Source organism: Thiorhodococcus drewsii AZ1, from assembly GCF_000224065.1.
GTDB lineage: Bacteria > Pseudomonadota > Gammaproteobacteria > Chromatiales > Chromatiaceae > Imhoffiella > Imhoffiella drewsii.
Window position 1 is genome coordinate 1 of the sequence record NZ_AFWT01000057.1, and the last position, 21,016, is coordinate 21,016.

At 56.6% G+C, this 21,016-nt stretch carries 17 protein-coding genes and 1 tRNA gene; 11 read left to right on the forward strand and 7 right to left on the reverse strand.

Annotated elements, in window-relative coordinates; translation table 11 throughout:
* Nucleotides 1–247 precede the first annotated feature (247 nt).
* The 4 genes from THIDRDRAFT_RS24180 to THIDRDRAFT_RS21675 are packed head-to-tail and all read left to right on the forward strand — an operon-like array spanning nucleotide 248 to nucleotide 5,207.
* Nucleotides 248–1,132, forward strand: coding sequence for a restriction endonuclease subunit S (locus tag THIDRDRAFT_RS24180; protein WP_139058859.1), 885 nt, complete (start codon nucleotides 248–250; stop codon nucleotides 1,130–1,132).
* Nucleotides 1,129–1,329: a hypothetical protein gene (locus tag THIDRDRAFT_RS21665; RefSeq protein ID WP_007043069.1), complete on the forward strand. Its 201-nt coding sequence runs from the start codon at nucleotides 1,129–1,131 to the stop codon at nucleotides 1,327–1,329. Before THIDRDRAFT_RS24180 ends, THIDRDRAFT_RS21665 begins: the two co-directional genes overlap by 4 nt.
* A gap of 60 nt (nucleotides 1,330–1,389) precedes the next feature.
* On the forward strand, nucleotides 1,390–4,494 hold the full coding sequence (locus THIDRDRAFT_RS21670; protein ID WP_007043070.1) for a type I restriction endonuclease subunit R: 3,105 nt from the start codon (nucleotides 1,390–1,392) through the stop codon (nucleotides 4,492–4,494).
* Entirely contained in the window at nucleotides 4,491–5,207 is a 717-nt protein-coding gene (locus tag THIDRDRAFT_RS21675; RefSeq protein WP_007043071.1) for a M48 family metallopeptidase, read from the forward strand. Before THIDRDRAFT_RS21670 ends, THIDRDRAFT_RS21675 begins: the two co-directional genes overlap by 4 nt.
* Before the next feature lie 141 nt (nucleotides 5,208–5,348).
* Here the strand turns inward: THIDRDRAFT_RS21675 and THIDRDRAFT_RS21680 are convergent, their stop codons facing one another.
* Together THIDRDRAFT_RS21680 and THIDRDRAFT_RS21685 are read right to left on the reverse strand one after the other, a co-directional pair.
* Nucleotides 5,349–5,765 carry an OsmC family protein gene (locus tag THIDRDRAFT_RS21680; RefSeq protein ID WP_007043072.1) on the reverse strand — a complete coding sequence of 139 codons (417 nt, stop codon included), beginning with the start codon at nucleotides 5,763–5,765 and terminating at the stop codon, nucleotides 5,349–5,351.
* Nucleotides 5,766–6,796: 1,031 nt separating this feature from the next.
* Nucleotides 6,797–8,677 carry a DUF927 domain-containing protein gene (locus THIDRDRAFT_RS21685; RefSeq protein WP_007043074.1) on the reverse strand — a complete coding sequence of 627 codons (1,881 nt, stop codon included), beginning with the start codon at nucleotides 8,675–8,677 and terminating at the stop codon, nucleotides 6,797–6,799.
* Between the two features lie 821 nt (nucleotides 8,678–9,498).
* Here THIDRDRAFT_RS21685 and THIDRDRAFT_RS21690 point away from each other — a divergent pair.
* From THIDRDRAFT_RS21690 to THIDRDRAFT_RS21710, 5 genes are all read left to right on the forward strand, one after another.
* A complete protein-coding gene (locus THIDRDRAFT_RS21690) occupies nucleotides 9,499–10,017 on the forward strand; it encodes a hypothetical protein (protein WP_007043075.1) in 519 nt (172 codons plus the stop codon).
* Between the two features lie 241 nt (nucleotides 10,018–10,258).
* Complete coding sequence (locus tag THIDRDRAFT_RS21695) at nucleotides 10,259–10,525, forward strand: hypothetical protein (protein WP_040845771.1); 267 nt, start codon at nucleotides 10,259–10,261, stop codon at nucleotides 10,523–10,525.
* 12 nt (nucleotides 10,526–10,537) lie between these two features.
* Nucleotides 10,538–10,765: a hypothetical protein gene (locus THIDRDRAFT_RS21700; RefSeq protein WP_007043077.1), complete on the forward strand. Its 228-nt coding sequence runs from the start codon at nucleotides 10,538–10,540 to the stop codon at nucleotides 10,763–10,765.
* Entirely contained in the window at nucleotides 10,740–11,117 is a 378-nt protein-coding gene (locus THIDRDRAFT_RS21705) for a hypothetical protein (protein WP_007043078.1), read from the forward strand. The genes THIDRDRAFT_RS21700 and THIDRDRAFT_RS21705 overlap by 26 nt, the downstream gene beginning before the upstream one ends.
* Before the next feature lie 326 nt (nucleotides 11,118–11,443).
* Nucleotides 11,444–12,700, forward strand: a complete 1,257-nt coding sequence (locus tag THIDRDRAFT_RS21710; protein WP_007043079.1) for a site-specific integrase — start codon at nucleotides 11,444–11,446, stop codon at nucleotides 12,698–12,700.
* A 224-nt stretch (nucleotides 12,701–12,924) separates the two neighbouring features.
* Here the strand turns inward: THIDRDRAFT_RS21710 and THIDRDRAFT_RS25015 are convergent, their stop codons facing one another.
* The 5 genes from THIDRDRAFT_RS25015 to THIDRDRAFT_RS21730 all read right to left on the reverse strand — a co-directional run bounded on the left by THIDRDRAFT_RS25015 (nucleotide 12,925) and on the right by THIDRDRAFT_RS21730 (nucleotide 17,842).
* Nucleotides 12,925–14,841: a nuclease-related domain-containing DEAD/DEAH box helicase gene (locus tag THIDRDRAFT_RS25015; RefSeq protein ID WP_007043080.1), complete on the reverse strand. Its 1,917-nt coding sequence runs from the start codon at nucleotides 14,839–14,841 to the stop codon at nucleotides 12,925–12,927.
* A gap of 482 nt (nucleotides 14,842–15,323) precedes the next feature.
* Complete coding sequence (locus tag THIDRDRAFT_RS25950) at nucleotides 15,324–15,569, reverse strand: hypothetical protein (RefSeq protein ID WP_139058860.1); 246 nt, start codon at nucleotides 15,567–15,569, stop codon at nucleotides 15,324–15,326.
* A gap of 75 nt (nucleotides 15,570–15,644) precedes the next feature.
* Entirely contained in the window at nucleotides 15,645–15,902 is a 258-nt protein-coding gene (locus THIDRDRAFT_RS25955; protein ID WP_139058861.1) for a hypothetical protein, read from the reverse strand.
* A gap of 522 nt (nucleotides 15,903–16,424) precedes the next feature.
* Nucleotides 16,425–16,500, reverse strand: a tRNA-Asn gene (locus THIDRDRAFT_RS21725).
* A gap of 157 nt (nucleotides 16,501–16,657) precedes the next feature.
* Entirely contained in the window at nucleotides 16,658–17,842 is a 1,185-nt protein-coding gene (locus tag THIDRDRAFT_RS21730; RefSeq protein ID WP_007043081.1) for a pyridoxal phosphate-dependent aminotransferase, read from the reverse strand.
* Between the two features lie 150 nt (nucleotides 17,843–17,992).
* Between THIDRDRAFT_RS21730 and uvrB the strand changes: the two genes are divergently transcribed.
* Together uvrB and THIDRDRAFT_RS21740 are read left to right on the forward strand one after the other, a co-directional pair.
* Nucleotides 17,993–20,002, forward strand: coding sequence for an excinuclease ABC subunit UvrB (gene uvrB / locus THIDRDRAFT_RS21735; protein ID WP_007043082.1), 2,010 nt, complete (start codon nucleotides 17,993–17,995; stop codon nucleotides 20,000–20,002).
* A 19-nt stretch (nucleotides 20,003–20,021) separates the two neighbouring features.
* On the forward strand, nucleotides 20,022–20,801 hold the full coding sequence (locus THIDRDRAFT_RS21740) for a glutaminyl-peptide cyclotransferase (RefSeq protein ID WP_040845779.1): 780 nt from the start codon (nucleotides 20,022–20,024) through the stop codon (nucleotides 20,799–20,801).
* Nucleotides 20,802–21,016 lie beyond the last annotated feature (215 nt).

Genomic DNA, 21,016 nt, shown 5'->3' on the forward strand with positions numbered 1-21,016 from the left:
CACGACCCTGACCAAGCAGAATGACCGCATTGATGCGGTAAGCTTCGCGGATGTCGCGCACCCTGCGGTGGGCCGCTCGCAGCTCAGCTAGCTCTTCATCGCTCAGTCGGTAGTCGTTCATGCGCTGGAGATTACCATGGTGAGCAGACGGTTAACGAGGGAGCCTGAGCCGAAAATTCGTATGAGACGGGTATACCAAAAGGCCCTTCACCGCTTACGCCCATTGCACGGATTCAACCCTCAACTCATGGTCGCGTTACTGCGGCAATGGTCTGATCGCGGCGTACTCAAGAATTATGTGACTCAGACAAGCATCGCGCATCTTCCCCGTGAAAAGCTCATGGAAATACCGATGCCCGTGCCGCCAGACTCGGAACAACGAGCCATCGCCACCGCCCTGAGCGATGTGGATGCCCTGCTGAACGGACTGGACCAGCTCATCGCCAAGAAGCGCGACCTCAAACAGGCCGCCATGCAGCAACTCCTAACTGGACAAACCCGCCTCCCCGGCTTCCACGGGAAATGGGAGGTAATGCGGTTGGGCGAAGTTTGCTGGTTCCAAGAAGGTCCCGGGGTCAGAAAAACCCAATTCACTACTACGGGCATCAAACTACTGAACGGCACAAACATCTTCCGAGGAACCCTAAATCTGGACACGACCACTAGGTTCATTTCTAAAACCGAGGCATACGGTCCTTATGCCCACTTTATGGCAGAAGAAGGAGACATCGTGCTAGCGTCTTCTGGAGTCACCATTGATAGACTGCATGAGAAAGTAGCCTTCGTTAAACAGGAGAATCTGCCGTTTTGTATGAACACCAGCACAATTCGATTCAAACCACTTCCCGGAAATTTGTGCTCAGAATTTCTATTTCAGTTTCTGGTTGGTGATGAGTTTAAGTCACAGGTTGGCGGAGTCGCTACGGGTTCTGCGCAACTGAACTTTGGTCCATCTCATGTTGAGAAAGTAGCCTTATCGGTACCACCTCTGCCCGAACAAACCGCCATCGCCGAAATCCTCTCCGACATGGACGCCGAGATCGCTGCGCTCGAAGCTCGCCGCGACAAGACCCGCGCCCTCAAGCAGGGCATGATGCAGGAATTGCTGACCGGACGGACGCGGCTGATATGATCCAAATATCGAGCGAAGATCAGCAGATTCTGGATGTGCTGCGGCACGCCGTTGCCGAGACGCTGGAGCGCAAGCGGCGCCTCGGGCAATACGCGATCGTCTGGCGCGACGGCAAACCGGTCATGCTCGGTGGCAAGAGCGATGCATCCAATCCGTCACGATCCGTGGCGCCGCCAAAGGATTCGAATAGGGCATGATGTGCTCCCGTTCGATGAGCCTGACGGATTCAACGGATCTCGCATCGCAAGGAGAGAGACATGCCCGCGCAGCCACGCCCCGAAAGGATCACCCAGAACCGCGTCATCGCCCTCTTCACCGATAGGACGCGACCCAACTGTCTCGGCTACGACGACCTCGGCGACTGGCACAAGCGCGAGCACAACCGCCCCATCGAGACTGACTATCTTCAGGCCAACCTCGCAAAGCGCGGCTACTCGGCGGCCCACATCTCCGCCGTTCTACGGAAGCTCGAAACGGCCGCCGACGCCACCGGGATCACGCTCTATCAGGCCAATCTCCGAACCTACCGACTGTTGCGCTATGGCGTCGATGTCCAGATCGCGGTCGGACAAACGCACGATAAGGTCCACCTGATCGACTGGGAGCATCCCGAGCGGAACGACTTCGCGCTCGCCGAGGAGGTGACGCTCAAGGGCGGCTTCGAGCGGCGGCCCGACATCGTGCTCTACATCAACGGCATCGCCGTCGCGGTGATCGAGCTGAAGCGCAGCTCGGTGGACCTGGTCGACGGGATACGCCAGCTCATCACCAACCAGGACGAGATCTTCAACCTGGGCTTCTTCAGCACGGTACAGCTGGTGCTCGCGGGGAACGACTCCCAGGGGTTGCGCTACGGCACCACGGGCACGCCGGAACAATTCTTCGTCGAGTGGAAGGACGAGACGCCCATCGAAGCCGAGGGAGCAGCCACCGATGGTCATTTGCTCGACCGGCCGCTCGCACACCTGTTCGACAAGACCCGGCTGCTCGATCTGATCCGTCACTTCGTCATTTTCGACGCCGGACGCAAGAAGGTCCCGCGCCAGCACCAGTTCCAGGGCGTCAAAGCAGCCCAGGAGCGCATCGCCAAACGCGAGGGCGGCGTCATCTGGCACACCCAGGGCAGCGGCAAGAGCATCCTCATGGTGCTCATCGCCAAATGGTTGCTGGATCACGACCCCGAGGCGCGCATCCTCATCGTCACCGACCGCGACGAACTGGACAAACAGATCGAAGGGGTCATGCGCAATGCCGGTGTCATCGGCGAGGAGGCCCCCTCGCCCCGGATCGTCACCCGCGCGGAGCTGGTCGAGACACTCGGCGCGACCACACCACGATTGCTCTGCGCCCTGATCCACAAGTTCGATTCGACCGATCTCAAGGGACCGGCTCCGTCGGTCCAGGGTCGCTTCTACGTCTTCGTCGACGAGTGCCACCGCACCCAAGGCGGCGACATGAACCGGCAGATGAAGCGGTGGCTGGAAGGGGCGCTCTTCATCGGCTTCACCGGGACGCCGCTCCTGCGCAAAGACAGGAAGATGACGCGGGACGTCTTCGGCACCTATATCCATACCTACAAGTTCCACGAGGCCGTCGCCGACAAGGTGGTGCTCGACCTCAAGTACGAGGCCCGCGACGTCCCGCAACGGCTGACCTCGCAAGCCGCCGTCGATCAATGGTTCGAGCGGAAGACCAAGAACCTCAACAGGTTCCAGAAGGCCATCCTGCGCAAGCGCTGGGCGACCATGGAAGAGCTGATGAGCGCCGAGGAGCGCAAGGCGCGAATCGCCGCGAGCATCATCCACGATTTCGGGGTCGTGCCCCGACTGAGCAGCGACCGGGGCACCGCTATCCTGGTCGCGGCCTCGATCTACGACGCCTGTCATTACTACCGCATCTTTCAGACGAAGCCCTTCGGTCAGTCCTGCGGAATCGTCACCTCGTTCGAGCCGAATGCCAACGCCGTCTCCAAGGAGCCCGCGCACAGCGACGAGCGCTACAAGTTCGACACCTACACCAAGCACGTCCTCCAACCGAGACAGACGACCAAGCAGTACGAGGACGAGACCAAGCGCCGCTTCATTGAGGAGCCGGCGAGCATGAAGCTGCTGATCGTGGTGAGCAAGCTCCTGACCGGGTTCGACGCCCCGAGCTGCACCTACATCTATCTCGACAACGCGCTGCGCGACCACAACCTCTTCCAGGCGATCTGCCGCACCAATCGGCTCGACGGCGACGACAAGGACTACGGCCACATCGTCGACTTCAAGCAGCTCTTCGGTGACGTGCAGCAGGCCATCGCGGTCTACAGCTCCGACGAGCTGGACATCGACCAGGGCAACGGCGGGGAGAACAACGTCCATCTCAAGAACTGGCTCCAGGAAGGCAAGAAGCAGCTCGATGCCGCTCGGGAGGCGCTGACCTATCTCTGCGAGCCCGTCGCGCAGCCGCGTGAGGTCGAGCAGTACCTGCGCTATTTCTGCGGCGACGCAGCCAACCCCGAGGCGCTCAATGAGACCGAGGCGCTACGGATCTCCTTCTACAAGGCGGTCGCGACCTTCGCCCGCGCCTTCGCCGATCTGGCTCAGGATCTGAGCGAAGCGGGCTATTCCGATACCGAGGCCGCCGAGCTGAAAGCGGCTGTCGAGTCCTACGTCGACATTCGCGCGGCGATCAAGAAGCACTCCGGCGAGGAGCTGGACATCAAGTCCTACGAGGCGGACATGCGCCACCTCATCAACACCTACATCCAGGCCGATCCGGCGGCCGATCTGGGTGTGTTGGACCAGATCCCACTGACCAAGCTGATCATCGAGACCGGCATCCACGACGCCATCGCCCGCAAGCTCAACGCCAAGGGCAAGCTCTCCAGGAGCGCCGTTGCCGAGGGCATCATCAACAACATTCGCAAGACCATCGTCCGCGATCAGCTCACCGATCCCCAGTTCTACGCCCAGATGTCCAAGCTGCTCGACGACCTGATCGCCCAGAGCCGCAAGGACGCCTCCGCCTATGAGGCGTTCCTACGCAAGGCCGAGGACTTGGTGAAGCAGCTCGCGGCGAAACAACCTCAGGCGGGCATTCCCGCCATGCTGCATGGCAACCAAGCCGCCGTCGCGCTCTACAACAACCTTGGAACCATTCCGGCGACCCAATTTCAGTATCCAACCAGTGACGAGGACAAGGCCACACTGGCGTTGCGTCTGGATTCGGCGGTCCGCGACAACGCGCCGGCGGGGTGGAAGGGCGACGAGGTGCGTGAGCGTCAGGTCATGAACGCGGTCTATCCGGTTCTGGATCGCGACAAGGGCGCCACCCTGGCCCTCTTCGAGATCATCAAGAACCAACCGGGGTACGAGTGACCGAATCGATCCAGCTCGGCGATGTCCACATCGCCGTGACCCGAAAGGACGTCAAGCACGTCCATCTGTCCGTCCATCCGCCCGAGGGACGGGTGACGCTCGTCGCGCCAAGCGAGACGCGACTCGAAGTCGCTCGCGCCTACGCGATCACGAAATTGGGTTGGATCCGCGAGCAGCAGACCCAGTTGCGCGATCAGGCACGGGAGACGCCCCGAGAATTCGTCGAGCGCGAAAGCCACCACCTCTGGGGTCGCCGACATCTGCTCACGGTGATCGAACGCGACGCCAAGCCGTCCGTCAGCGTCGATCACAAACGCATCACCCTGAGCGTGCGTCCAGGGAGTAACCAGACGAGGCGCGCGGAGATCATCCACGAATGGCACAAGTCGCTCCTGCACGCGGCGGTGCCGCCGCTGATCCGCTCATGGGAGCCGCGACTCGGGGTCAGAGTGACGCGCTATTTCCTTCAGCGCATGAAGACCAAGTGGGGGAGTTGCAATCATCAATCGGGACACATCCGCCTGAACACGGATCTGGTGAAGAAACCGAAGCACCTACTGGAATACGTCGTCGTGCATGAAATGGCGCACCTGTTGGAACCGACACATAGCGAGCGCTTCGTGGCGATCCTCGACGCGCATTGCCCGAACTGGCGCGAGGCCCGCGCCGAACTCAACGAGCTGCCACTGAGCGCGGAGCGTTGGAGAGGCTGATTGAAGGCGGCGAATTTCCAGCGGTTGGCAAGGCGCGCTCGACGAGAAAGAACGAAGCGCGGGGAGCCGCCAAGACGCCGGCTGGCCAGGTGCCCGCGCTTCGGAGAAACGCAACCAGCCGGCGAATCAGACCGGCGGAATTCAGTCGACGCCCTTGTCGTCCCGCAGGATATGGCTCTCGAAGTGCGGCGGCGTCTCGATCGTGCGCTTGACCGCACAGAGATCCATTGCCTTGAGGATGCTGGCCTCGTAGCGCTCGGGAAAGCCGGGAGGCAACGTCAGGCCCAACACCGCCCGAGAGGCGGTGGGATCGGAGGGATTCCATTCCCAGTCCATTCGCAGACGCAATCCATCGGTCGGGATATTGCGGCTCTGGCAGAACTTCAAGGCAAAAATCCCCGCGCACGTCGCAATCGAGCTCAGGAAGAGGTCGTAAGGCTGGGCAGCGCTCTGGTCGCCACCGTGCTCCTTCGACTGGTCGGTCTGGATCACGAATTCGCGGATCTTGGCGTCCACGCGTTGCCCGCCTGGAAAGCTGACTTCAATGGTTTCTGGCATATTCAATCCTCGGTCGGTATGCGGCGATCACCACCGGTGCTCTAGGGGCGAGAGGTCGCATTGGCGACGATTCGTCCCAGACATCGGCGATGTATCAGCATAAGCGGCCGCCTTGCGCCTCGACGATGCGAACGCGCAAGCAGAGGGACAAAAATGCCGAATTCGGCCGAGCGGGACATCGGCCCCGCCTCTAGGATTCAGGCAAGGCGTATCGAGGGTGGCGGTCGCTCTCGACGAGGCTTCAAGCAATGGCCGAGTCAGGCCATGGAGCTCGGCAATACACCAGAACAAGGGACGAGCGCGCATAAAAAATCCCCGTGTCCGCAAGGACACGGGGATTTTCACTTTTTGGCTCCCTGGGACGGGCTCGAACCGCCGACCTAGTGATTAACAGCCCAAGGAACACGCTGAAACAAAGAGCGAATATCTTTTATTGACAACGACTTAGCTTAATCTGAGAGCCATTCCCCCAGTCTAAGGAACTTGGGTGAGGCTAGCACTAAGTTGAAGATTCTCCAACTGTCTTCTTCATCTGTTCTTCGCGCCAGCGTCTAGGTGTCACCGCCCAATTGACCGGAACGCGACCGGAAATGCCGGACCGGAGACACAGACCGGAGTATGAAAAACAACGCATTACCGAATTTTCAGACCGAAGATACGCGTGAACCAATGCGTTGGGTCCAATGCGAGTTAGCCCGGATGGAGACCGGAATGCCCTGTTGGTCGATCATGGCGTGATTTGAACATTTCACCTGGTCACGATACGCGAATGCCCGTAACTCTATGACGAACACTTTTAGTGTTCGCCACTGAGGCGCTCTGAGCGGCCCTGTAGGCATTCGTAATGCTTCTCAATACCTTTTAGATAAGCCCCTCCCCTCCGTTGTCTCTAAAAGGCGTCTCGGGCTCCTGAGACATGGTCATTCTCTCGAACGCTTGCTGCTGAAGGGGGGGAGCGTTCACCCGAACGAACAACCCCCGGTTTCATCGCCGGGGGTTGGTTCTGTGGTCTAGCTAGCGTCTATCGGAACCTAATCACGGGGCCTGCGTTTAGGTCCGCACGCCTGCAATTCCAAGACGCCCTTCAGTATGGACTCATCAAAGAGTCGATTCAGTTTGATGGCGTATAATCGGCTATTGATGCGAAGATTAGCGTTCACGAACCTGCATTTAAGCTGATCCTCATTACGGTGCAGGATATTGGCCTTATCTAAGGTCGCAGCCATGATTCGCTCATCAAGACCATTGCCGGCCTTCTGGAGTTGGTTCGGGGTGAAGAGCACGAGGTTTTTGTGCAGGATGCCGTGACAGTCCAGTGGTTGCCGTTGTTGGCTGAGTGGAATGCTCGACACCAGCATCTGTCCCCGAAAGCGCATCACATAATCTCTCATCAAATCGGCGACCCGGTCCTCCAGACTCTCGAAGGCCTGATTTCTCAGCCAGCTCGTTAATACAGTCACCACGGCGCTGAAGACCTCGTCTTCGCTGTGCGGCAAAATATCCTCAGCCGCCCAGGAACCCGCCAACGCCACCAAGGCAAAGCGACGCACGGTCCGTTTATGATGCGGATGTAAGGTGAACCCCTGATTCTGGCATTCCTCGCATAGTTGCTCGTGCAGTGCGTCGCGTTCCTGGACAATGAACTCCTGCATGGCCTTCGCATCACCCTTGAAATGCGTTAGAAGCATGCGTATGAACGCGGGTCCAGCCGTTCCAAAATATTGTCCGCAGGCGTATTTTAGGCGTTCGGCTTGCTCGGCATCACCCGATGGTGACAGGGAATCGATCGGGATATCGATCATCCGGATCATCTGTCCTTGCTGAATCGAATTGCGACCCATGCTATTGCTCATGCAATGGATTGGGATCTCGCCACTGGAGAGCATCAAGAGACTCCAGGCCATGCGTTCATCCAGACTGCCACTTCCGTTCATGCGTGCCTTGCCCCGGCCCTCGATCAATTTGTAGATCGGAGAGCGCGCGTCCGTGCGCAGGCCATATTCATCGAGCACCAAGATGGTATCGGAAAAGGTATTGGCGATAACCTCTAGGGCGTTATCGGTGGCCTGCCAGGAGTTCAGCAAGGTGGGAAATTTGGCATCCTGGTTCGGTGCCATACCGCTCCCAAAAACGGTGCAGGCCAATTGAAGGCTCAACGTCTTACCGCGTGAACTGGTGCCAAAAAAATGAAAGCCGCCGTTCTCCGTTTGACTGGGTGTCAACAAGGGGCCAGCCAGCGCCGTACAAATGGCGAACGTCTGCAACGGATTGGAGCGTGTTTCTTCAATGTAGTTGCGCCAATCCTCTAGCGTTCCGCTGGGAAAATAGCCACTTTGCGCGGACGACATGGCGTGGGGCAATAAGCGCACCGGTTCGAGAATTTGCGACGGATTGGCGTAAATTGTCTCCTGAGGAAGCACGAAACACTGCGTCAATCTCCCATCAAGTAAGGTGGCTGGGGCAAACCCGACTTTATGCATGCCGCGTGACTTGGGCAGATTTAGGAGATCTAGGCTCGCGGCAAGATAGTCGCGTGTTGCCTTTGGGTCGTAAATAAACAAGCCCTTGCTGGCCAGTTGCTTCAGGTCATCCCCCAAGTTCTGCGACGCGATGTTGCTCAACGGGATTAGGATCTGGCTAAGCTGGCCATCGGGCGTCAGCCAGTTTACTTCCAATGACCAATGCTCGTTCGCGTAATCACGGATGACGCCGACCACCCATACAGGTGCCTGGGTCAGACGCACTTGGGGTGCATCGTCTTTTTTCAGGGGAACCTTGAATACACCATTTTGAGTGATATCGTAGCCAGAGGGAACTACGACATCTTGCCAGGGTAGCTTAGGTGTAGTGCGGTTAATATTCGCGCGGTTATCGGTATTGGAGGACGTGAAATTCGATCGACTCTTATTCATAACGCTCACTTAATATGCTAATTATAAAGAAATCCCTGAATCCGCCAAAGCAACCACAACCATCAACCACTCGCCGGCATAAATTTAAAGGAAACGATCAGCCGGCACGCTAGACTAATAACTAGTGAACTAAGATAGATAGATAGATAGATAGATAGATAGATAGATAGATAGGAGAGGATCTGTATTGCGATACTAAGACGAATTAGACATGCCATAACACTATGGCATATTGAATCTTATACGATTGCTGGCAGAATGCAATCATTTCTTGCTGACATTTCTAAGCCCACCGCTTGCTGTTCAGCGAACGAACCTGATCAAGCACCAGGCAAGCCCCCCTCCCCCAAAAACCCGGAAGACACAGCCATCACACACGAGGAGGCATAGCGCTGATGCTCCCCCCATTCCGACCTATCGTCCGCACGACCTATCGTCCGCACCTCAGCACCATCAAGAAGGATCCAGGGTAACCAGGGTTACTCGTGTAACGCATTGTAAAATAATAATTATTGACATCTTAAGACAGAGTTAAGCGGCAGGACTGACCCTGATTCACCACGACGGGCGACCCTGGAAACCCTGGTTCCCTCGCACCACACCTGTCCGTCACAGCCCCCCGTCTCACTCTCATATTATTTCTATGACCCAACGGGTTAACGCCTGATGCGTTCGTTGGCATCCGGCGTGGTCAAACACCATCACAAGCGTCTTTGGCCGCCTTGAGGACGCAAAACAAAGGTCAACGCGGCATCTCCCTTCATGCCCTGTCCGGTTATCTGGACAGGGCATTTTTATTTCCAATTCTCACGGAGAATTCCATGTCGACATCACCGACTGAGCGTGAGCAAGAAACCATCACGCCTATTCGTCAAGCGACGATCGCTAAACTCAGCGAACGCGCCATTGGGCGTATGACTTATCAGATCGGAGTGGGTGAATCCAAGACTGTTTACCTGGCCGTCACCGCTAACGACGGCGGTGGTTATTTCAGTCGTGAATGGATCGCCTTACCCCGAATTCGGGCCGTATTGGCCGATATTTGGGATGCGGATACTCCCTTTACCACCTCCCTGTTACGCGCGGTTTATCACAATAAATCGGCTAATAACGGCGGATTTTTGGCCGCGATGCTCCGTCATGAGGGATTGCTGACTGCCGCTGATCCACCGCATCTGCATCGGATCACGTCGGATTGGGAGGCATGGGAATGTGAGCAATGGCGCTGTTTTGAAGCGGGAGAGCGCCTTGAAGCCGAGAACCTGGACGCAGCTCAACCCCCGCCCAAGCCATTAACGCGGAAGCGTCAACGCAAGGAGACCGACCATGCGAACGAGTAAGACGTTCACCCGCCTGACACGCACAACTGATCCCGGAGTAGTACCGATGCCGACCCCTCTTTCCCCTTTGATCCTGTTGACCGGACGTTTCTTGACCCATCCCCTTGTCACGCAACGCGCGATCGAGGTGGGCGTGGTCCTGGTGCAATGGGCGGTCATGCGTGCGCTGAGCGCGTCGTCAAGGAGAAGCCCTGACATGACACCACCGCCTTCATCGGTCCCTTCATCCGCATATGGCCCCTTGTTTCCATTGGGTCGCTTGATGGGAACGCCTCGGGCGCTAGGGATTCTAGCGGATCAGGACATCACGCCTGAGAGCTTGCTGCAACGCCATGCCCAAGGCGATTGGGGCGATCTGGATCCCGCCGATCAGGAGGCGAACCGCACGGCCTTGCAGACGGGGAAACGGGTGTTTTCCAGTTACCGGATCCGCGACGGTTCCAAGGTCTGGATCATCACCGAGGCAGATCGCTCACTGACCACCGTACTGATGCCCGATGAGTATTAGGAGGACGCGACGATGTCACACACCACCGTGCCCGATCCGATCCCGCAGGGTATGGCATGGCGGAATTGGCTCGACTCCCTGGATGACAACATCTTGGAATTTTTCGAGGAGCGCGCCGCCATCGTGGAGCATGAGGGCGGTTATCCCCGAGCGCAGGCGGAAGCTATCGCTTATCGCTTGACCTTGGCCTATGTGCAACGTCAGGAGGAACGCCATGTTCCCGATCGATCGGCTCAGTGAGTTGGAGCAGGTCTGCGATGTCGGAATGCGGACCTGGTTGGAGGCGCGGATGCGTGAGTTGACCGAGGAGGCGTTCGAGGTCCGGTTTTGGATCGTGGAACCGGACGATAGCGTCTTGGCGATGTGCTGGTTGGCATGTTGGGGTCGAGAACCCGATGCACACACCAACGCGCAGACGTTGATGTCGGTCGTGGAATATGTCGAGGAACAGCCGACGTTCTTTGCCTTGGTGATCCCGTCTCATCACGAGGCGGGACTGATTGTGATCATCCCTAAATCCGCCGCACTCGATGTGCCCCTCTTGGATCAGCTACAGCACGCCAGCGTGAACCTGGTTCCCGCCGTGATCTAAACCGCCCAACCGCCGTTCGGACCGGACATGGACCGGGCGGTGGCTAAGACCGTCTTAGATCGCGTGTCCGATGTCCCCCAAGACCTTGTCGTTCCTGATCATCGACAAGGTCTTTTTTTTCCTGTCGCGGTTTGAGCCAGGGACTTGAAGGACAGGAAGCAGGGGATCCACGCCTCATCTGCGCAATCCACAGATCGCCACGTTCTTAAATTCCTTAAGAACTCAGAACACTCCATTAGAGACGATCCAGGCATCGACTCTACCGGGCGGTTTGATGAACCTGAATCGCTTCCCTTTTTCTTCACCTAATCTGATTGGAGATAACCATGACTGAAAACACCCTAAAGACCCTGGATTCTCATCCAGAAACAATGCATCCGACCGCGACGAAGACCGTGGCCAAAACTCCTTCCCGCTTTAAATTCACCCAGAAGCTGATCGAGCAGTTGCCGCCTCATCCCAAGGAGTCGAAATCGACGGAAGCGGAATATACCGACACTGAGGTGGCTGGGTTGAAGCTGCTGGTATCCAAAAGTGGTCGGAAATTCTATTACTTCCGCTACACCTTCAATGGACAGAAACGGGCGATCAAGTTAGGCGAGCATGGCGCGCTGTCGGTAGCCGAAGCCCGTAAGCTAGCCCTGGAACGGCGTCATCAACTCGATCAGGGGATCGATCCCCAGGCGGAGAAGGCGGCCAAGACGGCGATGCCGACTCTGGCGGAGTTTGCGTTGCAGGAGTACCTGCCTTATGCGGAACAGCACAAGCGCAGTGCCAATTCAGACGAAAGTAAGCTACGGATACATATACTGCCTCGCTTTGGCACGCGCAAGCTGGACGACATCAGCCTGCGTGATATCCAGCAATATCACGCGGAGATCAAGCGTCTGTGTAGTCCAGCCACCGCGAATCGGCATCTGTCGTTGTGGTCGAAGCTGTTTAAGCTGGCGATGCAGTGGGAGCGGATCGAGAAGAATCCCTGCCAAGGGATCAGGAAATTTCAGGAGAACAACCAGCGGGATCGATTTCTGTCCCAGGACGAGATCCAGCGGATGTTTCAGGCGATGGAGTCAGAACCCAATCAGGTGATCGTGGCAGCGTTGAAGTTTTTGCTGTTGACGGGGGTCAGGAAGGAAGAAGCCCTCAAGGCCAAATGGGAGAACGTTAATCTGGAGCGTGGAACCTTGTTTCTGCCGGATACCAAAAGCGGCAAATCACGCTCGGTGGTGCTCAATCCGGAGGCGATAGCGCTGTTGCAAGAGCAGGTCAGGTTGCCCGATAACCCCTATGTGTTTCCGGGCAAGGTCAAAGGCCAAGCGTTGAATAATCCCATCAAGGGTTTCCATCGAATCCTGGCAGCGGCCGGCATTGAGAATCTGCGCATCCATGATCTCAGGCATAGCTTTGCATCGTTGGCGGTAAATTCAGGGGCAACTCTGTACGATGTCCAGCACCTACTGGGACATGCGAGCCCTCAGACGACACAACGCTATGCTCATCTGGCCGATGAGCGGCTACGGAAGGTCTCGGGGGCGGTGGGAGAGGTTGTGGGGCAAGTAACTCCGTCGTCGGATAGATCTTAATCATCTGCGAAATTGCATGGAGATCACCATCCTAAATAGCCCCGGATGGTGGCTCTATCTATTTAATCAAATCTTATTCTGACATCGTTAACAGTACGTTGAAAAAAAAGAACCTCTACTACAAATAGAGCTTTATCGAAGATTCATCATCCCACTAATATAGTGGACAGGGGAATTTTTCAACGGCCTGTTAGTTGAAACACATATCGCATCGGCTTTGTCAATCAAAAATGGATGTCATCGTCGAATATGTCAGATAATCTAGTAGGACTCGATTTCAAAGACTCCCACCCCTCCGAAAAGCGATCATAATCTCTGTTGCAGTTCAAAACGATCATGTTTCGCATGGCACGTGATACACCAGTATAAAAAAGGGCAGCTTGCTGTCGGGCATTCAAATATTTGAGATATTCAGGCGGCGGCCACACAAGTATGACATTGTCGAGCTCCCACCCTTTAAAACTGTGGATCGTGCTCATTTTCAAACCGCCGCGCCCCATCCAAAAAGCCATTTTTCTTCTACGGCTTTCGGGACTATCTGGTCCACCTTCGCCGAATACATGAACGATCTGGTGATATTTTCCTTGTAGTTGCGATACTGCTTGCAATCCCAATTTATGATCGGGCATCAGAACCACAACATCTCCTGGATTAGGGTTACCTAATGCCGAAAATGCGGAATCCATGCTGTCTAGCGCTGACTCTACGGAAGTAGAGTTGTGCCAAGCCAATACCTCTAGGGCCAGTCCATTATTTTCAGGGACTGCAAACTCCTCAATAGGTAAATCCTCTTCGTCTCCTAAACCAACTTTCGCAGAAAAATCATTAAGAAATAATGCTATACGCTCGGGTATTCGGAAACTTTTTCTAGGCAGTTGTGCCCATTTTCTAAACCTGCAGTGTTGCAAGGTTTCTGCTCTGTCGCATCCACCGTCCCTGCCGTATATATTCTGTCGATGGTCGGCAAATAGGACTAGTTCCCCACCTTGGCCCAACATCGGGGCGAGCACATCTATCCACTGAGGGTCAAAGTCCTGGCCCTCGTCAATATAGATTCCACCGAAAGTAGGAGCTTTGAAGTCTGGAGTATGCTTCCCCGCGTAGATTTGCTTAAGCACAGAAACGGGATCGATAATTGAAGATTTTTCGCTAGGTGCCTGGCTACTCCCAGAGTCAAGATCATCATCGTCGTTGTTGGCATTGGAGACGATGATTCCAGCATCAATACCTAGACCAATCACGAAGGCATGAAAATGCATCCAAGTCACATTTTCCCAATTCACATCGTAAGGTGCCTGCTTCAGCAGGTCACGCAAGATATGACTCATTGTTATATTGAAGCATAGAACAGCAATCTTCCGTCCTTCAGCACTTGCCCGAGCGGCACGATGACTCAATACGAATGATTTTCCTGCACCGGCCGCGCCTCGAATCCGATGACAACCTTTGCCAGGTTTCGCATAACGCGCTTGACCCTTAACAAGCTGTGTTGTACGTGTTTGTGAAATGGCATGCTTCGGTGGAGCTAGCCAAGAATGGATATTGTCCAGTGCAGTGATTTGTGCGTCCCGAATAAATTTACTCTTTGCAAAACGAAAATTAGGCACTAAATGCCCAAGAGTCAGAATGCTTAAAGAATCTCTTCCTGCCTTAATAACGTCCTTAGCCCTACTCTTATATAAAGCGTAAACTGATGCGGTTGAAGAGCAATGAAAATATACCGCTGCGCGGCTTATTGATCGACTATTAGGATATGACCCAACTGGCAGAAGCGCTTCATCGCTTACCAAAAACTGCTCAAATAATGACTTAGCATACCATTGAGCTTTTTTCACAGGATCTTCTTCAATCCATGTATTATTTACGGTAGTCGCGACGAGCTTATCATTTTTAAAATGATAGCGGGAAAGATCCCAATCCTTTACTTCAAATACAACAAGACCAATGTTCGGGTTAACAACGACAACATCAGGCCGCATGTTATTTACATACGGCTGAACATAGATTCTCCAATCCTGAGGTAAATTATCATCAAGGAACTGAGCCAGTGCTCGTTCGCCATCGGTTAGGGGGCTGCGAAGGGCGTTGAGTTCCGGCCATGGCGGGAATATACGAACCTCACTGCTTATACTATCGAACATTGCCTTGTAACCTTAACATTTTCAGACCTAACTTCACCCATAAGCCGAGCTTTACTGCACAACAATGACGTGCCCGAATAGCTCTTAGCTTGGTGCGCAGCATGAGCTCGGCTTGATGGGAATGTTAGGCATCTATTCTTGAAGATGTTAGGGCTCCTCCGTCACCTCAGCTTACCGCGCTTTATACGCCATCCGCACACCTGTCCTTATAGCTGCAGCCACTTCATCTCGGAAAACCGGTCGATTTTTATTAAGACCAATGACAAACGAAAATAACTTCATAGAAAACAATACGACACCCGAGATAGATAGCAGAATCCATGCTGCGATTTTCAACGTTCCAGCGAAACCATACACATTTACTCCCGGAAGAGACTGAATCAACCTAGAGCCAATTAGCAGCCAGAGTGCATTTGATACCAGCACGTAGCAAATAACGCCAAGTAACCCCCAGCCAAGCCAAGACATATCGGCAGTCAAAATTATTCGTCTCGTTTTCTCGAAAGCCCCTGATTATTACGTTCCTCGCTAGCCTCCCGTTTTGCTTCTTCCCATTGACTTTCCATCCAGCTTACTCCTTTAGCAGTTTTCTTCATTAAGTCATCAGCTTCTGATTTGACGCTAGCGTTTTTCCAGTTGTCTTTTCCAGTAACCTGACCAGCACCCTTTTTTGCAAGGACAACCAAACCTGCGATCAGAGGAATAACGATAAAGAGTAAAATTCTCATTTTGTGGCCTCTACGAAATATAAAGTCATAAAGATCTGCTCAAAAGCAGATATGATTGTTAAGCTAGCGCGCTAGCTAACTCTTTATCTTTATTCTTGCTTTACATTTTGGGCACTTCATTTCATCGCTATCATCCAAAACATTACCTAAAATGATCGCACCGACTATTGCGACAGGTAACATCCCAGAAATTGCTGTGCCTAAGAGTGCAATCCCCATTGAGCTGCCAAGCCAAGCGCCACCCGCACCTCCGATTACCCTTCCTACCCATTTCCCGGTGTCATTCTGCTCAAACGCTACCAATGATTTGCAATTTTCACATTCGACTTGCATTGATCTATCTCCGTGTAGCCTAGCGTGTAATAGATAAGTGCTGATTTGATCGATTTTTGACCTTCTTTGCTATGCGAGCGATTGATTAGCTTCGGCTTTGAACTCCAGTAAAGAATTAATCAGCGTTTCCTTTGGTTGAACGAGGTGACTTATATGCTAGATTAGGAATCGATCTAATCAACGAGCAGTCTAACAGCATCTTTGCTTGGCCGCTGTCAGAAAACATCGAACACGCTACACCGAAGAACCCCAACTCTTCGTTGATACCGATCAAAATAAAAGAAATGTTGAGGGATCGATGCAGACTACGATCTCGATCATCGCTTGGTCCACCTGTCGCGACGCATCGGTTAACTGAGTAAGACCAACTAGTAGGCAGGACATCCACGAGGACCGCCGAGGACAGGTCGTCGCGATGAAGGTCGAGGGGGGTTCCGGTACCGGAAATGCTCCGGAGCCAGTGACCTTGAGGCAAAAAAAATCCCCGTCTCCGCAAGAAGACGAGGATTTTCTTCACTTTTTTGGCTCCCTGGGACGGGCTCGAACCGCCGACCTAGTGATTAACAGTCACCCGCTCTACCGACTGAGCTACCAGGGAATGTCGTGAGCGCGTAATAGTAATTTCGCGTGCTGCCCGTGTCAACACCCCAACGATCGAAGAGGTATAGCGTCGCGGAATCCAGGTGGACATGCCGCCCCGCTGCAGGCCTTGCGGAAACGCCGACCGGGAATCGGCGCTCCCGCTGCGTTGCGGACTAGCCGACCGCCTTGGCGATCCGGTCGAGGGCCTGCTCCAGGTTTTCACGGCTGGTGGCTATGGAGATGCGCACGTGGCCGCCGAGCCCGAAGGCGGAACCGGGGACGAGGGCGACGCCAGCCTTTTCGATCAGGTATTCGGCCAGATCCAGGTCGTTCTTGATGCCGTCCATACGTTCGATCAGCTTCTGTACCTTGGGAAAGACATAGAAGGTGCCATCGGTCGGAAGGCAGTCGATGCCAGGGATCTGATTGAGCCGATCGACGACGAAATCGTGGCGCTCCTTGAAGGACTTGAGCATGATGGCGATGCAGTCCTGAGGGCCTTCCAGGGCGGCCTGGGCCGCAACCTGGGAGATGGAGCTCGGGTTGGAGGTGCTCTGGGACTGGACCTTCTTCATTGCCTTGATGATCTCGGCCGGGCCACCGGCGTAGCCGATGCGCCAGCCAGTCATGGAGTAGGCCTTGGAGACGCCGTTCAGCACTAGGGTGCGGGGCGCCAGATCCGGACAGGCGTTAAGGATGTTGACGAAGGGTTCGTCGCTCCAGCGGATGTGCTCGTACATATCGTCGGTGGCGATGACGACGCGCGGATAGTCGCGCAGCACCGCGCCCAGCGCCTCCAGTTCGGCGCGGCTGTAGGCCATGCCGGTGGGGTTGGAGGGGCTGTTGATGACGACCAGACGGGTCTTGTCGTTGATCGAGCCCCGGAGTTGGGCGGGGGTGATCTTGAACGCCTGTTCGGCACCGGCATGAATGAACACCGGCAGACCGCCAGCGAGCAGGGTCATGTCGGGATAGGAAACCCAGTAGGGAGCCGGAATCACCACCTCGTCGCCCGGATCGAGCAACGCCTGAGCCAGATTGAAGAAGCTCTGCTTGCCGCCACAGGACACCAGGATCTGATCCAGGCTGTAGTCGAGACCATTATCGCGCTGGTACTTGTCGATGATCGCCTGCTTGAGCTCGGTGGTACCATCGACGGCTGTATATTTGGTGAAGCCGCTCTCGATGGCCTTGATGGCGGCGGTCTTGATGTGATCTGGGGTATCGAAATCGGGTTCACCGGCTCCGAGCCCGATCACGTCTTTGCCCTCGGCGCGCAGCGCCTTGGCGCGTGCGGTGATGGCGAGCGTGGCGGACGGCTTGACGGCCTGGACGCGGGCGGCGAGTTTGATGGTCATCGGCGGTGTTCTCTGGGTTCCTGCGGTGGCTGAATACGGTGCTGCAATGCCCAATAATAGCGAAACGCCCGGATCCCGGCACGCGCATCGCACCCCACTGCGCATAGATCCCAAACCGACTTCCCACGCCCGTCCCGACGAGGTTCCCCGATGTCCAGCAGACCCTTCCAGCTCGTCTCCAAATTCGCCCCGGCCGGAGACCAACCGGAGGCGATCCGCCGGCTCGTCGAGGGCATGGAGAACGGCGAGGCGGGCATGACCCTGCTCGGCGTGACCGGCTCAGGCAAGACCTTCACCATCGCCAACGTCATCGAGCGTCTGCAACGCCCGGCGCTGGTCCTTGCGCCGAACAAGACCCTGGCGGCCCAGCTCTACGGCGAGATGCGCGATTTCTTCCCGCATAACGCAGTGGAGTATTTCGTCTCCTACTACGACTACTACCAGCCCGAGGCCTATGTGCCCTCGACCGATACCTATATCGAGAAGGACGCCTCGATCAACGAGCACATCGAGCAGATGCGGCTCTCGGCGACCAAGGCGCTGCTGGAGCGCAAAGACGTCATCATCGTGGCGACCGTCTCCTCCATCTACGGTCTCGGCGATCCGGACGCCTATCTGAAGATGGTGCTGCTGCTCAAGAAGGGCGACCTCATCGACCAGCGCGCCATCCTGCGCCGCCTGGCCGATCTGCAGTACAAGCGCAACGAGGTCGAACTGCATCGCGGCACCTACCGGGTACGGGGCGACGTCATCGACATCTATCCGGCCGAATCGGAGGAGGAGGCGGTGCGGGTCGAGCTGTTCGATGAGGAGATCGAGGCGCTGTCGCTGTTCGATCCGCTGACCGGCGAGGTGAAGCGCAAGGTCCCGCGCTATACCGTCTTCCCCAAGACCCACTATGCGACCCCGCGCGAGACCATCCTCAAGGCGGTCGATCACATTCGTGCCGAGCTCAAGGAACGGCTCACCTGGATGCGCGAGAACGACAAGCTGGTCGAGGCGCAGCGTCTGGAGCAGCGCACCCTCTTCGACATGGAGATGATGATGGAGGTCGGCTACTGCTCGGGCATCGAGAACTACAGCCGCTATCTCTCGGGGCGCGGTCCGGGCGAGCCGCCGCCGACCCTCTACGATTATCTGCCCCCGGACGCCATGGTCGTGATCGACGAGAGCCACGTCACCGTGCCCCAGCTCGGCGGCATGTACCGGGGCGACCGCGCGCGCAAGGAGAACCTGGTCCAGTACGGCTTCCGCCTGCCATCGGCGCTCGACAACCGCCCGCTCAAGTTCGAGGAGTTCCGCGAGCGCCAGCCCCAGACCATCTATGTCTCGGCCACCCCGCGCCCGTTCGAGATCGACAACTCGGGTGCCGTGGTCGAGCAGGTGGTGCGCCCGACCGGCCTGGTCGACCCGGAAATCGAGGTGCGGCCCGCACTGACCCAGGTCGATGACCTGCTCTCCGAGATCCATCTGCGGGTCGCGGCCGAGGAACGGGTGCTGGTCACGACCCTGACCAAACGCATGGCCGAGGACCTGACCGACTATCTCAACGACCACGAGGTGCGGGTGCGCTATCTGCACTCGGACATCGACACCGTGGAGCGGGTCGAGATCATCCGCGATTTGCGTCTCGGCGAGTTCGACGTCCTGGTCGGCATCAACCTGCTGCGCGAGGGGCTGGACATGCCCGAGGTCTCGCTGGTCGCCATCCTCGACGCCGACAAGGAGGGCTTCCTGCGCTCGACCGATTCGCTGATCCAGACCATCGGCCGCGCCGCGCGCAACGCCAACGGCAAGGCGATCCTCTATGCCGACCGCATCACCGGCTCCATGGAGCGGGCGATCGAGGAGACCGAGCGGCGTCGCGCCAAGCAGATCACCTCCAACGAGGCTCAGGGCATCACGCCCCAGACCATCCGTAAGGCGGTCGCGGACATCCTCGACGGCGCCACGCCGGGTGCGCCCATGAAACCTCGCCAGTACGCCAAGGTGGCCGAACAGATCGCCGAATACGCCAGTCTCACACCCCAGCAGATGGCCAAGCGGCTCAAAACGCTGGAGAAGGAGATGTACCAGCACGCCAAGAATCTGGAGTTCGAGCAGGCCGCCGCCATCCGCGACCAGATCCGCGAGCTGCAGCAGAAGGGCATCGCGGCCTGAGGGAATGCGAGCGATGCGCATGACCGATCGCTGGATCCTCAGGCTCGTCCTCGCCGGACTCTATCTCTTTGCAGTCGCCGCCAGCGCCGATCCTCCCCGACCGGAGACACCCCGATTCGGCTATCGGATCCTGGCCAGCTACCCGCACGATCCGAGCGCCTTCACTCAGGGCCTGATTTACGTGGACGGCCAGCTATTCGAGGGCACGGGCCATTATTACGGACAGTCGTCGCTACGCCGAGTCGATCTGGAGACGGGGCAGATCGAGCAGGAAACCCGTCTCTCGCCCCGACTGTTCGGGGAAGGCATCACACTCTGGCGGAACCGGCTGATCCAGCTGACCTGGCGCGAGCATCTGGCGATCGTTTATGACCGCGACAGCTTCGCCCGGCTGGAGACCTTTCGCTATGAAGGGGAGGGCTGGGGACTCACCCATGACGCGCGTCATTGGATCATGAGCGACGGCACCCAGGTGCTGCGCTTCCTCGACCCCGAATCGCACCAGGTCGTGCGCCGCCTGACCGTACTGGACCAGGGTCGGCCGGTGCGTGATCTCAACGAGCTGGAATACATCCAGGGCGAGGTCTGGGCCAACCTCTGGAAGCGTGATCTGATCGCACGGATCGACCCTGAAACGGGGGCGGTGCGGTCGTATCTGGATCTCTCTGGACTCGCCCCGGATGGGCTGAGTCGGGAGGCCGTGCTCAACGGAATCGCCTATGACGCCGCGAACGGACGGCTATTCGTGACCGGCAAGTATTGGCCCAGGCTCTACCAGATCGAGGTGGTTCCGAGGTGAGCGTCAGGCGGGCGAGCAGGTTGTCACTGTCACGGTAGTCCTCGAAGGTCAGCTCGGCCAGCGCGCAACGCAGTTAGGAAGTGTCCATCAACTGTTTCCCGATTTCATCGTAGTCGGTATGCTTGGTCGATCATGAAGTGATCTCCGAGGGTGCGGGATGGCAGCGGTTGAGGTCGTGATTCCGGAAGCCGTAGAAGGGCATGTCAAGGTGGTCT

Excerpts from the sequence above, each read along its gene's own strand:
- THIDRDRAFT_RS25955 (WP_139058861.1), bottom strand. The coding sequence starts at position 15,902 with ATGCAAGTCGAATGTGAAAATTGCAAATCATTGGTAGCGTTTGAGCAG.
- THIDRDRAFT_RS21685 (WP_007043074.1), bottom strand. The coding sequence starts at position 8,677 with ATGAATAAGAGTCGATCGAATTTCACGTCCTCCAATACCGATAACCGC.
- THIDRDRAFT_RS21740 (WP_040845779.1), top strand. The coding sequence starts at position 20,022 with ATGACCGATCGCTGGATCCTCAGGCTCGTCCTCGCCGGACTCTATCTC.
- THIDRDRAFT_RS21690 (WP_007043075.1), top strand. The coding sequence starts at position 9,499 with ATGTCGACATCACCGACTGAGCGTGAGCAAGAAACCATCACGCCTATT.
- THIDRDRAFT_RS21680 (WP_007043072.1), bottom strand. The coding sequence starts at position 5,765 with ATGCCAGAAACCATTGAAGTCAGCTTTCCAGGCGGGCAACGCGTGGAC.
- THIDRDRAFT_RS21670 (WP_007043070.1), top strand. The coding sequence starts at position 1,390 with ATGCCCGCGCAGCCACGCCCCGAAAGGATCACCCAGAACCGCGTCATC.
- THIDRDRAFT_RS24180 (WP_139058859.1), top strand. The coding sequence starts at position 248 with ATGGTCGCGTTACTGCGGCAATGGTCTGATCGCGGCGTACTCAAGAAT.
- THIDRDRAFT_RS25015 (WP_007043080.1), bottom strand. The coding sequence starts at position 14,841 with ATGTTCGATAGTATAAGCAGTGAGGTTCGTATATTCCCGCCATGGCCG.
- THIDRDRAFT_RS21730 (WP_007043081.1), bottom strand. The coding sequence starts at position 17,842 with ATGACCATCAAACTCGCCGCCCGCGTCCAGGCCGTCAAGCCGTCCGCC.
- THIDRDRAFT_RS25950 (WP_139058860.1), bottom strand. The coding sequence starts at position 15,569 with ATGAGAATTTTACTCTTTATCGTTATTCCTCTGATCGCAGGTTTGGTT.
- THIDRDRAFT_RS21710 (WP_007043079.1), top strand. The coding sequence starts at position 11,444 with ATGACTGAAAACACCCTAAAGACCCTGGATTCTCATCCAGAAACAATG.
- uvrB (WP_007043082.1), top strand. The coding sequence starts at position 17,993 with ATGTCCAGCAGACCCTTCCAGCTCGTCTCCAAATTCGCCCCGGCCGGA.
- THIDRDRAFT_RS21705 (WP_007043078.1), top strand. The coding sequence starts at position 10,740 with ATGTTCCCGATCGATCGGCTCAGTGAGTTGGAGCAGGTCTGCGATGTC.
- THIDRDRAFT_RS21665 (WP_007043069.1), top strand. The coding sequence starts at position 1,129 with ATGATCCAAATATCGAGCGAAGATCAGCAGATTCTGGATGTGCTGCGG.
- THIDRDRAFT_RS21700 (WP_007043077.1), top strand. The coding sequence starts at position 10,538 with ATGTCACACACCACCGTGCCCGATCCGATCCCGCAGGGTATGGCATGG.